Annotated in this window: 9 protein-coding genes; 7 read left to right on the top strand and 2 right to left on the bottom strand. The window is 62.6% G+C overall.

Annotated features, from left to right (window positions below):
• Positions 1 to 7 precede the first annotated feature (7 nt).
• Positions 8 to 406: an HIRAN domain-containing protein gene (locus GRI97_RS03610; protein ID WP_202392564.1), complete on the bottom strand. Its 399-nt coding sequence runs from the start codon at positions 404 to 406 to the stop codon at positions 8 to 10.
• A 194-nt stretch (positions 407 to 600) separates the two neighbouring features.
• Between GRI97_RS03610 and serS the strand changes: the two genes are divergently transcribed.
• The 7 genes from serS to GRI97_RS03575 all read left to right on the top strand — a co-directional run bounded on the left by serS (position 601) and on the right by GRI97_RS03575 (position 10,611).
• Positions 601 to 1,881, top strand: a complete 1,281-nt coding sequence (gene serS / locus GRI97_RS03605) for a serine--tRNA ligase (protein ID WP_161389744.1) — start codon at positions 601 to 603, stop codon at positions 1,879 to 1,881.
• 14 nt (positions 1,882 to 1,895) lie between these two features.
• Complete coding sequence (surE, locus tag GRI97_RS03600; protein ID WP_161389743.1) at positions 1,896 to 2,651, top strand: 5'/3'-nucleotidase SurE; 756 nt, start codon at positions 1,896 to 1,898, stop codon at positions 2,649 to 2,651.
• Positions 2,648 to 3,433 carry a M23 family metallopeptidase gene (locus GRI97_RS03595; RefSeq protein ID WP_161389742.1) on the top strand — a complete coding sequence of 262 codons (786 nt, stop codon included), beginning with the start codon at positions 2,648 to 2,650 and terminating at the stop codon, positions 3,431 to 3,433. The genes surE and GRI97_RS03595 overlap by 4 nt, the downstream gene beginning before the upstream one ends.
• A gap of 3 nt (positions 3,434 to 3,436) precedes the next feature.
• Entirely contained in the window at positions 3,437 to 4,501 is a 1,065-nt protein-coding gene (locus GRI97_RS03590; RefSeq protein WP_235917593.1) for a potassium channel family protein, read from the top strand.
• A gap of 130 nt (positions 4,502 to 4,631) precedes the next feature.
• Positions 4,632 to 5,996: a 30S ribosomal protein S12 methylthiotransferase RimO gene (gene rimO / locus GRI97_RS03585; RefSeq protein ID WP_161389741.1), complete on the top strand. Its 1,365-nt coding sequence runs from the start codon at positions 4,632 to 4,634 to the stop codon at positions 5,994 to 5,996.
• 592 nt (positions 5,997 to 6,588) lie between these two features.
• A complete protein-coding gene (locus GRI97_RS03580) occupies positions 6,589 to 9,936 on the top strand; it encodes a TonB-dependent receptor domain-containing protein (protein WP_161389740.1) in 3,348 nt (1,115 codons plus the stop codon).
• Positions 9,937 to 10,029: 93 nt separating this feature from the next.
• Positions 10,030 to 10,611, top strand: a complete 582-nt coding sequence (locus GRI97_RS03575) for a hypothetical protein (protein WP_161389739.1) — start codon at positions 10,030 to 10,032, stop codon at positions 10,609 to 10,611.
• A gap of 55 nt (positions 10,612 to 10,666) precedes the next feature.
• Here the strand turns inward: GRI97_RS03575 and GRI97_RS03570 are convergent, their stop codons facing one another.
• A complete protein-coding gene (locus GRI97_RS03570) occupies positions 10,667 to 12,166 on the bottom strand; it encodes a hypothetical protein (RefSeq protein ID WP_161389738.1) in 1,500 nt (499 codons plus the stop codon).

The following is a 12,166-nucleotide window of genomic DNA, read 5'->3' as shown; positions in this document are numbered from 1 at the left end:
GCTTTAATCAGTCGTCAGGCGGGATGAAATTCGGATAGAAGCCGCTGTCATCCTCAACCGGCACGGCTGGCTTCGTGGTTGAGGGAACCAGCCTGGGCATCTCATCAATGCCGATGCGCGCAAACGCCCCCCATTTGGTGCGCGCCTGATAGACCGCGTGCAGTTCATGCCCCGCCCGCATCAGCCCATTGAGATAGGGCGCCCGTTCCGAAGTGACATAGCCGATCTGTTCGCCATGTTCGCTGAACACTGCGATGGCGTGTTCGTCGATGGGATTGTCGGGTTCAGGCACGAGGTGCAGCGGATCGCCGGGGCTGCACATGGCGATCGAGAACTGGCGGTTGCTGCCGTCCTTGTTCGGATAGGCCGCGCCGACGATGGCAAGGGTGATCGCAGGAGGGGGCATGGCGACCTTATAGAGGCGCTCCCCTGGCGACCGAAACCCTACAAGCGGGTGGCTGGGCCCAGGACATGACACCAATTCCCTGCAGCCCGTTTTTGCCGAGCTTCCGAACGATGAGCATGCCCGCAAAACTGCCCGCCGCGAAACATGGCGAACCACTGGACAATGCGCCCGGCGCGCAGGCATAGGCATGCGCCATGCACGATCTGCGTATCATCCGGGAAAACCCGCAAGCCTTTGACGCCGGCCTAGCCCTTCGGGGGGCTGAGCCGGCCGCATCCGCCATTCTGGCGCTGGACGAGCGCCGCCGTGCGCTGACCACGCAGGTGCAGGAGGCGCAGTCGCGCCGCAATGATGCGTCCAAGGCGATCGGCAAGGCCATGGGCCAGGGCGATACCGCCACGGCCGAGGCGCTGAAGGCCGAAGTGGCCGCGCTGAAGACCACCCTCCCCGCGCTGGAAGAAGAAGAAAAGGCGCTGGGCGCGGAGCTGGACGACCGGCTGGCCCGGCTGCCCAACATCCCTGCACCCGATGCGCCCGCCGGCAAGGACGAGGCCGACAATGTCGAGGTGTCGCGCTGGGGCACGCCGCGCGAATTCGCCTTCGAAGCGAAGGAACATGCCGATCTGGGCCCGGCGCTGGGGCTCGATTTCGAAACGGCGGCCGCCATGTCCGGCGCGCGCTTTGCGTTTCTGCGCGGGCAGATGGCGCGGCTGGAACGCGCGCTGGGCCAGTTCATGTTGGATTTCCAGACCGCGCAGCGCGGTTACAGCGAATGCGCCCCGCCGCTGCTGGTGCGCGACGAGGCTGCCTTCGGCACCGGGCAATTGCCCAAATTTGCCGAGGATCTGTTCCACACCACCGATGGCCGCTGGCTGATCCCGACTGCCGAGGTCAGCCTGACCAATTCGGTGCGCGAACATATCCTGGGCGATCTGGCGCAGCCGATCCGCCTGACCGCGCTGACCCCCTGTTTCCGCTCCGAAGCGGGCGCGGCCGGGCGCGATACGCGCGGCTATATTCGCCAGCATCAGTTCTGGAAGGTGGAACTGGTCACCATCTGCCGCCCCGACGACTGGGAATCCGAACATGGCCATATGGTCGCCAGCGCCGAAGCGGTGCTGGAAGCGCTGGGTCTGCCTTACCGCAAGATGCTGCTGTGTGCCGGTGACATGGGCGGCACGGCCAAGAAGACCTATGACCTAGAAGTCTGGCTGCCCGGGCAGGCCGCCTATCGCGAGATCAGTTCGATCAGCTGGTGCGGCGATTATCAGGCGCGGCGCATGAACGCCCGCTTCCGCCCGGAAGGTGCCAAGCGCACCGAATTCGTCCACACGCTGAACGGATCGGGCCTGGCCGTGGGCCGCACGTTGGTGGCGGTGCTGGAAAATTATCAGCAGGATGACGGCTCTGTCATCATCCCGGAAGCGCTGCGCGGTTACATGGGGGGCATCGACCGCCTGACGCCGGTTGCCTGAGCCGGGGAGAACCGATGCGCATTCTGCTGACCAATGACGATGGCATCCACGCCCCCGGCTTCGCCGTGCTGGAGGCCATCGCGCGCGAATTGTCCGACGATGTGTGGGTCTGCGCCCCGGCGGAAGAACAATCCGGCGTCGGACATTCGCTGACGCTGCATCAGCCGGTCCGCCTACATGAACATGGCGAGCGGCGCTATGCGGTGACCGGCACGCCAACGGATTCGGTCAATCTGGCGCTGCGCAAGCTCTTCACCGAACATGCGCCCGATCTGATCCTGTCAGGCGTGAACAATGGCGAAAACCTGGGCGACGACGTCACCTATTCCGGGACGGTTTCAGCCGCGATGGAAGGCGCACTGGCGGGGATTCCCGCCGTGGCGCTGAGCCAGGCAATGCGCGGACAGGGCCATGGCTTTGCCGCCGCCAAGGCCTGGGCCGCCAAGGTGATCGCCCCGCTGATGACGACACGCCTGCCGCGCCGCACGGTGGTGAATGTCAATTTCCCGGCGCTGGCGGCCGATGATGTTCGCGGCATCCGCGTGGTGCGGCAGGGGTTCCATGATTATGAGCGCGGATCGCTGGTCGAAGGGGTGGATCCGCGCGGGCGCCCCTATTTCTGGTTCGGCCTGCATGATGTCGAACATACGCTGGATCATGGCACCGATCTGGAAGCCGTGAATGATGGCTTCATTTCCGTGACGCCGCTACAGCTCGACCTGACCCATCATGCATCGATCGGTATTCTTGCGGAAGGATATGCGGAATGAAACGGCTTGCCCTGCTTCCCTTTGCCGTATTGCTGCTGGCCGCCGGTGACCCCCGGACCGAGACCGAGCATGTGGTAACCGAAGGGGAAACGCTGGGCGGCATTGCCAATCGCGCCGGGGTATCGCTGGGCGTGATTGCCGTGGCCAATGGGCTGAGCGAACCCTATCGCGTGCGCCTGGGGCAGAAGCTGATCATCCCGCGCCAGCGCAACCATGTGGTGAAATCGGGCGAAACCGGATTTGGCATCGCCTATCAATATGGCGTACCCTTTTCCCAGATCGCGATTGCCAACCAGCTGCCCGCCGACGGCACGGTGCGCGCCGGACAGCGGCTGATCATTCCCGCCGTGCTGCCCGAACGCGCAGCCAGCACCACCGCCAGCACGCCGAGCCGCCCCTATTTCCGCCGCCCGCATGATGGGGCGGTGCTGCTGGGCTGGCGCCGCCGCGCCGATGGTGGCGGGCATGAAGGCATCGATTATGCCGTCAATCCCGGCGACATGATCCGCGCGGCGGGCACCGGCACCGTGCTGTTCGCGGGCGATGAGCCGACACGCTTCGGCAAGCTGGTGATCATCGACCATGGCAATGGCTGGACATCATCCTATGGCCATCTGACCCGGGTGACGGTGAAGGCCGGCGATGCCATCAAGACCGGCGAGCGGATCGGCATCGGCGGCCAGGGCGGCACGGCCACGCGGCCGGAACTGCATTTCGAGATCCGCCGCAACGAAACCCCGGTCGATCCCGCGCCCCTGTTGGGGCAGACGGGGGGCAATTGAGCCTTGGCCCGCCGGTTCCCCTATCGCATCGGGCGCGGGGCACCGCATAATTTCACCCCGCTGAAACGCGGGCTGCATATTCCCGTCTGGGCCGATCTGGGCCTGCGGGTGGGCGCGGCGATGATGCTGGTGATGGTGGTGGTGATGATCCACTGGCTGGATCGCGGCGGATTGCAGGACAATCACGACGGCCACGTCAGCTTCACCGATGTCGTGTATTTCACGATGATATCGATCACCACGACAGGTTTTGGCGATATCGCCCCGGTGACCGACCGGGCCCGCATGGTCGAAGCGATCATCGTGACCCCGATCCGCTTCATCGTGATCTTCATCTTCGTGGGCGCGGCCTATAATTTCATCATCAAATACAGCTGGGAGAAATGGCGCATGGCCCGGATTCAGGAAAAGCTGTCGGACCATGTGGTGGTGCTCGGCTTCGGGGTTTCCGGATCCGAAGCGGTCAACGAACTGATCCAGCGCGGCACCGAGCCGGCCGATATCGTGGTGATGGACACCAGGACCGAACGGCTGAACGAGGCCGAGGCACTGGGCTGCAATGTCATCAGGGCCGATGCCACGCGCGACGAGCATCTGCACGCCGTGCGCATTTCGCGCGCGCGCACCGTGCTGGTGTCTGCCGGGCGCGACGATTCCTCGATCCTGATCGTGCTGACGGTGCGCCATCTGGCGCCCAATGTGCCGATCAGCGTGGTGGTGCGGGCGGCCGACAATGAATTGCTGGCGCACCAGGCCGGGGCCAACAATGTGATCAACCCTGTGCGCTTTGCCGGGCAATTGCTGGCCGGCAGCGCCCAGGGCGCGCATCTGGCCGAATATCTTGCCGATTTGGCCTCTGTCGGCGGGCGGGTGGAACTGGTCGAACGGCCGGTGCTGCCGGAGGAAATCGGCCGGCCGCTGACCCGGCTGGCGACAGGCGGGCAAGGCCTGCGCATTCACCGCCGGCATGAAGTGATCGGTTTCTGGGAACCCGGCAGCGAGGCCCTGCAGGAAGGCGATACGATCGTGGAAATCATCCCTACGCCGGAAACGGCCGGCAAGGCCTGACGCGCGGCGGTTTGCATCGGGCGGGTGAGCGCCCGACAGGCTGGACGGTTGCCGGGGCGGGCGGGTGGTTTCGCCTGGCTGGAAAACCTTCTGGCCCAAAGCCCCGCATCCGTGTACAGGCGCGCCGATCATGGCAACCCGGATTCCCGAAGCCCGCCGCGTGGGCATGGTCAGCCTCGGCTGCCCTAAAGCGCTTGTTGATTCCGAACGGATTCTGACGCGTCTGCGTGCGGATGGCTATGCCATGAGCCCGGACTACCAGGGCGCCGATGTGGTGGTGGTCAACACCTGCGGTTTCCTCGATTCGGCCAAGGAAGAAAGCCTGGAGGCGATTGGCGAGGCCATTGCCGAAAACGGCCGCGTGATCGTGACCGGCTGTATGGGTGAGGAGGCGGAAACCATCCGCGCCCGCTTCCCCCAGGTGCTGGCCGTAACCGGCGCCCACCAGTATGAACAGGTGGTCGAAGCCGTGCATGAGGCGGCCCCGCCGACCCAAGGCCCGTTCGTCGATCTGATCCCCCAGCCCGACATCAAGCTGACCCCGCGCCATTACAGCTATCTGAAGATTTCCGAAGGCTGCAACCACGCCTGTTCGTTCTGCATCATTCCGCAATTGCGCGGAAAGCTGGCCAGCCGCCGGATCGATGCCGTGCTGCGCGAGGCGGAAAAGCTGGTGGCCGCCGGCACGCGCGAACTGCTGGTCATCAGCCAGGACACCAGTGCCTATGGCGTGGATGTCCGCCATGAAGAGCGGATGTGGAAGGGCAACCCCGTCCGCACCCATATGACCGATCTGGCGCGCGAGCTGGGCCAGCTGCGCACGCCCAACGGGCAGGTGCCGTGGACCCGACTGCACTATGTCTATCCTTACCCCCATGTCGATGCGGTGATCCCGCTGATGGCGGAGGGGCTGCTGACGCCCTATCTCGACATTCCGTTCCAGCACGCCAGCCCCAATGTGCTGAAAGCGATGAAGCGCCCGGCCAATGACGCCAAGGTGCTGCAACGGCTGAAGAACTGGCGCGCGATTGCGCCGGACATGGCGATCCGTTCCAGCTTCGTGGTCGGATTTCCCGGCGAGACGGAAGAGGATTTCCGCTATCTGCTCGACTGGCTGGAAGAAGCGCAGCTCGACCGCGTGGGCGCGTTCCGCTTCGAACCGGTTGAAGGCGCAACCGCCAACAATCTGCCCGATCCTGTGCCCGAAGAGGTGAAGGAAGAACGCTACGCCCGATTGATGGAAGTCACCGAGCGGATCAGCGCCGAACGGCTGCAGGCCAAGGTCGGCCGCACCGTGCCGGTGATCATCGACGAAGTGGGCGAGCCCGACGAGGATGGCGACATCGGCGCGACCGGTCGCAGCCAGGCGGATGCGCCCGAGATCGATGGCCAGGTCTATCTGCGCAATGTGCCGGCGACGGTGCAGCCTGGCGATTTCGTGAATGTCACGATCGAGGAAACCGACGCACATGACATGTTCGGGGTGATCGCCTGATTCCCTGCCAGGATGCGCTTTGGCGCACCCTGATCGGCGCAATAGGCTGATGCCGACAGGCTGACTGCGCCTTACATCCTAGTTTGTAACAGAATTTTGCCACAGCGCAGTTGTCGCTGTCCCAATTCTGCACCCTGAAATTTGCCGGACCAACGGGCTCGGGCTCCCTGAGGCCTGCCTTCGCAGGCTGGGGCTTTTCCTGCGTGCCGTTCGGCCAGCGACAATCCGTGTTCGGCGGATGCCGGGTGCCACCCGACCAACCCAAATTGATTATGTCTGATAATCATTCTTGTACGAACAGTATGATTAAAAATCATATGTCGACTAAATGGTTTATCATTGTTACCAATTCCCCAGGCAAGCCGATCGGGACAAGATCGGCAGCCCGGGGAGAGCGCCCACGCGTAATCGTCTTCGCCCGCAACAGGGCCCGTGAACGGGAAGTGCCGCAAGGCGGATGCACGGATGCGTGCTTTCCGCCCGTGGCCGGTCGCGCCCCGGAGCGGTGACAGATGTGACGGCGTGTTTCCCCCGAAGAGAACAATGAAAGCCCCGGATGCGGAGCCGCCGGGGATTTCCAGAGGGGAAGACCATGAGGATTTCAGAGAAGACAAGACTTTGCCGTGCGCTGCTGCTGGCCGGATCGGCCTGCAGCGCGGCGATCACCATGCCCGCCTTCGCGCAGGATGCCGCCCCGGCCGCCGGGGAAGAAGCCGCGCCGCAACAGCAGCAAAGCATCATCGTCACCGGTTCGCGCATCGCCCGGCCCGATTACAACGCGACGAGCCCGATCGTGTCGGTGGATTCCGAGCTGATCGAACAGAGCAGCGCCGTCAATCTGGAAGCGAATCTCAACAAGCTGCCGCAGTTCAGCCCAGCGCTGACCCAGTTCGATGCCGCCGAAATCCAGCCGAACGCCAATGTCACCCCTGGCGCTTCGACCATCAGCCTTCGCCAGCTGGGCGCCAACCGCAACCTGGTGCTGCTGGATGGCCGCCGCGCCACGCCGATCAACGGCACCGGCGTGATCGACATCAACACCATTCCTTCGGCCGCGATCCAGCGGGTCGAGATCATCACCGGCGGCGCATCGTCCACCTATGGCGCCGATGCTGTGGGCGGCGTGGTCAACTTCATTCTGAAAGATGATTTCACCGGTATCGATTTCGACGCCCAGAGCAGCTTTTCGCCACAGGGCGGTGGTGCGGAATACCGTGTTTCCACCCTGCTCGGTGCCGCGCTTGACGATGGTCGCGGCGGGATCATCCTGGGCATGGAGTATTACAAGCGCGAGCAGTTGCTGCGGTCGGACCGCGAAAGCTATCGCCGGGCGGCCGCCGATCCCTTCGTACGGGGCGATGAGTTCTTCCTGTCGGAAAACTATGTGTCCACCCCGGGCACCAATCCGTTCGGGCAGAATGCCATCAACAGCTTCTTCCCCGGTCGTCCGGCGGGTGTGAACATTCCGCGCACCGCCAGCATCTATTTCAACGATGACGGCACGAACTGGATCAACACCTCCGCCACGGTGAACGGTGTTTATCATCCGCTGTTGCTGAACTATCAGGGCGGCTTTGCGGATGAAAACCGCAAGATCATCGACAACGGGCTGCTGGAACAGAACAATCCAGACCGCATCCTGTCTGCTCCGCAGGATCGCTATTCCTTCTTCGCGAAGGGCGATTACGAGCTGACCAGCTGGGCCAAATTCGTCGGCCAAGCCTATTTCGCCCGCACCCAGACCCGATCGCTGTCGTTCAACACCGTGCTGCTGGGTTCCACCGGCACGCCGATCCCCTATGACGACAATATCTATGTCGGCAGCCCCTACATCAATGGCGTCGCGAACTTCAAATCATCCTCTGTGCTGCCCGACAGCACCCCGGGCGATCTGAGTGACAACCCGACCAATCCGGACTTCATGGCCGGTGGGCGCTTCGGCCTGAACTGCGGCCCGATCGGCGGTTGCACCAACAAGCAGGTGTTCCCGGTTCCGGCCAATATCGCTGCCCTGCTGGACAGCCGTGCCGATCCCAATGGCCCTTGGAATGCCAATTTCTCGCTCGACGCCTTCGGCCGCCGGGGGACGGAAAACTTCACCAACACCTTCCAGATGCAGCTCGGTTTCGAGGGGTCCATCCCCGGCACCGATCTGACCTGGGATCTGGTGGGTTCGCATGGTGAAACCGTGGCCAAGACCAATCTGGTCGGGCTGATTTCGCTCGAACGGTTCCGCGCGATTCTGACCTCGCCCAATTACGGCGCCAATTTCTTCGCCTTGGGCAACAACGGCCAGCGTTATGGCGCATCAGCCAGTTGTGATACCGGCCTGAGCCCGTTCATCCTCAATTCCGCCTTCAGCGCGGATTGCGACACGGCCACCAGCGCGGATTTGCAGTTCGAAAACAAGATCGGCCAGCAAGTGCTGGAAGCCAATCTGCAGGGCAGCCTGTTCGAACTTCCCGCCGGGAAGCTGCGCTTCGCCGTCGGTGGGCAATATCGCCGCAACTCGATCGAATTCACCTCCGACAGTTCGGCGTTCGAAGGCTCATCCTTCCTCGAGACCACGACCACCTTCCCCCAGGCAAGCAGCATCGGTTCGACCTCCGTCCGCGAACTCTATGGCGAACTGCTGGTCCCGGTCCTGTCCGACCTGCCCTTCGCCAAGGAGCTGAACCTGGAGCTGGGCTATCGTCTGTCCGACTATGATTCGGTCGGATCGATCGGCACCTACAAGATCAATGGCGAATGGGCCCCGACCGACTGGCTGCGGTTCCGTGGTGGTTATCAGACTGCCAGCCGTGCACCCAATCTGGGTGAGTTGTTCACGGCACGCACCAACACCTTGCTCAACACCGGCGATGGCGATCCGTGTTCGCGCCTCAACAACACCTCGCCGCAGCGTTACGGGAATTACTCCGCCAACCCCGACCTCAACACCAACGGCACCGCCGCGCGGGTTGAGGCGCTGTGCCGCCAGATGATGGGCGCCGAAGGGGCGGCGCTGTATTACGATCCCGCGCGCACCGACTATCTGCTCGGTTCACAGCTGTTCACCGCCCTGCAACTGGGCGCAGACGGTCTGCGGGAAGAAAATGCCACCACCTACACCATCGGTGGCGTGATCAGTGGCCTGTCCGACAATCCCTGGCTGCGGCGTCTGCGGCTGTCGGTCGACTATTACAACATCAAGCTGGAAGACGGGATTTCGCTGCAGGGCATCGATTCAGTGTTGCGCCAGTGCTTTACCGAAGAGTTCAATCCGAACTTCGAATTGAACGCCGCCTGCGGCCGCATCGAACGCGATGAAGTGAACGGCAATATGCAGACGGTCGAAATCCGGTTCAGTAACCAGGGCGCGATCCAGACGGCCGGCTTCGATGTCCAGCTCGACTGGGGTCTGAATTTCGAAGATGCGGGCATCGGTCTGCCGGGTGCGATTTCGACCAATATCAACTTCAACTATCTCGACAGCTTCAAGACCACGCCGGACCAGATTGCCGTGCCCCTGACCGATTATGCCGGTACGCTGGGCCCGGATTCGGCCAATGCCGTGGGCGCCAACCCCGGCGCCTATCGGTGGAAACTGTTCGCCCGGTTGAACTATTCGGTCGGCCCGGCCAATATCGGCCTGCAGTGGCAGCACAAGCCTTCGGTCAAGTCCGTGCAGTCCGCCACCGACACGGCAACCACGGTGGCAGGTGCGCCGGCCTACAGCCTGTTCAACCTGAACTTCCGCTATGATGTGATGGAAAACGTCGCCATTCGCGGCGGCATCGACAATCTGTTCGATGTCTCCCCGCCCTATGTCGGCTTCTTCACGGACGACGTCACCGGCGATGCGCGGACGCGCTTCAACCAGGCGGCCAATCCCTATCTGCCCAGCCAGTACGACGTCCTTGGGCGCCGGTTCTATCTGGGCGTGAACTTCAAGCTGTAAGTTGTCGGAGCCGGCCAGCGGCCGGTTTTCCGCGCCGGTGGCGGTGGGTAGCCCTTCACTCACCGCCACCGGACATTGGAAGGGACCATCGACATGACCAGACACCTGACCAGGCAATGGCACATTGCAGCGGCATCGACGCTGCTGGCCATGGGCGTCGCTGCGCCGGCACAGGCGCAGCAGACCGATTACGAAGCCACCGTGCGGATCATGCGCGAATGCGCGAAGATCGAAGCGCTGGAGGCGCGCGCGGCCTGTTACGACAACACCATCGCCACCGACCGGCTGATTTCCCGCCGCGATGCCGAGCCGGCACGCAATCAGCCGCAACCATCGCCCCAGCCAGCCCCGCCGCGCGCTGTGGCGGCGGCTGCTGCACCGACCGGTTTCGGGGCCGAAACCCTGCCCGCCCCGCGCGCGCCGCGTCCGGGCGATGACCAGACCGACAGCGATGGCCGCTATTCCGGCCGGATCGCCCGCGCCGAAAAGATGAGCGAGGGTATCTATCGCCTGACGCTGAGCGATGGGGCGCAATGGCAGTTTCAGGATGCCGTGCCGTTCACCTACGATCCGCCGCGCGACGGGTCGCAGATCAGCCTGCGCCGAGCCTCTCTCGGCAGTTTCCTGATGGATTATCGCGATCAGCGGCCGGTGCGCATCCGCCGCGTGCAGTGATCAGAGCAGATTGCAGGGATCGCGGGCCGCGCCTGTCTCCAGGCCGGCACGCGATCTAGCTTTCGACGCGCTGGAACTCCTCAGGAAACAGGCGCGCGCGTTTCAGCAGGGCATCACGCACTGACGGATAGTTTTCGATCAGTTCTTTCAAACTCGGCAAAGCTGCGGATTCGCCGAGTGCATCGGGTGTGTCCGACAGTAGTTCCAAAGCAAAGTCTTCACCATAGACCGGATCTGCCACTGTCGATGCTACAAGTGCGGCGGCCTCCTCATCACGATCCATACACATCAGCGCTTCTGCAACAGGCCAGGCCGCGTCAGTGCCCAGTTGTCGCAAACTTGGCAGCAACGCGGCAGCCTCCTGGCTTCGACCAAGCTTGCTGAGCGAACAAAGCTGAACTTGGGCTGCAATTGCACGAGAATAGTCCGTACCTGATGCAGTCGCGACTGCGCTGGCCGCAGGCTGCGCTGCGAGAGCCTCCTGCCAGCGGCCCTGATCGGTCAGCCGCGCGGCGCGATTGACCACGAAATTGACCTGCCAGTATTTGTTCTCGATTCCAGCCAACCGGTCAAACAGGATGTCGGCCTCTGCAACACGCTCATGTGCATCAAGAGAAAAGGCGTAGATGTTGATAATCCATGCCATATCCTCCCCAATTTCACTGAAATCATCGCCAACAGGCGCAGCTTGTTCCACGAATGACACGACATCAGCGGTTTTTCCCACCTCCCACAAGGCGGCTACATACGCTCTCATCCTTGCAGAATTGTCGCTGTCTTTTTCGTACGCCAGACGCATCTGTGACAGGTATTGCTCGTCAGCGATGGAGAAATGCGGTCCCACCTTCTGTTCTACCGCAGGCCAAACAGGCTGATACTGACGAAGCAGCAGCAGTCTGCGCAATGCGGCCGGCGAACCAATTTCCGTCAGCAGATCGGAAGCCACCGCATGATCCGCCCTGACCGCTTGATCTATTGCCAGCAAGGCCAGGTCGGACCGCATTCCCTTATCAAGTTGCGTGAATTCTGCGTCCTGCATGATGTTGAGCGCTAGCGCCCCCAACTGTTCAGCCTCATTGGCCTCCAAAAGCATGCGAATGGCCGCATAAGCCGTCGGGAATTCCCGAGACAACTGCGGGAACTTCACGGTCGACAAAAGGAACCTTCTCAGCCGGGTCAACGAGCCGCTGATGTCCTTTGTTCTTTCGGCAAGATACAGACCGAACGCATCGGTGAGTTTGAACCCCCGCCCCTCAAGAGCCACCAATCCGCGGTAGGCGGTCTGGAAGTCACCTTTTTGCGCGGCGCAATTCAGGTCGGCATAATCAACCATCGCCTGAGATCGCGGTTCATTAGGCAGCCGGCGGCGCAATTCCTGACCAAGCGATACGCCATGCACGCAGTGATCGATCTGACTTGCGAACAAATAGTCCCGGACCTTCAGCTCAATATCTTCCCGACTCAAGGATGCGAATGAAGCCTCAGTCCCGGTTTCCTGCGCTGCCGCCGGACCAGCCAGCATCAAGGCCGGCATCATGTATTTCCAGATCTTCAT

The organism is Croceibacterium xixiisoli, assembly GCF_009827305.1.
GTDB classification, from domain to species: domain Bacteria; phylum Pseudomonadota; class Alphaproteobacteria; order Sphingomonadales; family Sphingomonadaceae; genus Croceibacterium_C; species Croceibacterium_C xixiisoli.
The sequence above is the reverse complement of the archived record's forward strand: the minus strand, read 5'-3'. Positions and strand labels throughout refer to the sequence as shown.

What these genes read in the sequence shown, in the direction of transcription:
- GRI97_RS03610 (WP_202392564.1), bottom strand. Translation starts at nt 406, where the DNA reads ATGCCCCCTCCTGCGATCACCCTTGCCATCGTCGGCGCGGCCTATCCG.
- serS (WP_161389744.1), top strand. Translation starts at nt 601, where the DNA reads ATGCACGATCTGCGTATCATCCGGGAAAACCCGCAAGCCTTTGACGCC.
- surE (WP_161389743.1), top strand. Translation starts at nt 1,896, where the DNA reads ATGCGCATTCTGCTGACCAATGACGATGGCATCCACGCCCCCGGCTTC.
- GRI97_RS03595 (WP_161389742.1), top strand. Translation starts at nt 2,648, where the DNA reads ATGAAACGGCTTGCCCTGCTTCCCTTTGCCGTATTGCTGCTGGCCGCC.
- rimO (WP_161389741.1), top strand. Translation starts at nt 4,632, where the DNA reads ATGGCAACCCGGATTCCCGAAGCCCGCCGCGTGGGCATGGTCAGCCTC.
- GRI97_RS03580 (WP_161389740.1), top strand. Translation starts at nt 6,589, where the DNA reads ATGAGGATTTCAGAGAAGACAAGACTTTGCCGTGCGCTGCTGCTGGCC.
- GRI97_RS03575 (WP_161389739.1), top strand. Translation starts at nt 10,030, where the DNA reads ATGACCAGACACCTGACCAGGCAATGGCACATTGCAGCGGCATCGACG.
- GRI97_RS03570 (WP_161389738.1), bottom strand. Translation starts at nt 12,166, where the DNA reads ATGAAGATCTGGAAATACATGATGCCGGCCTTGATGCTGGCTGGTCCG.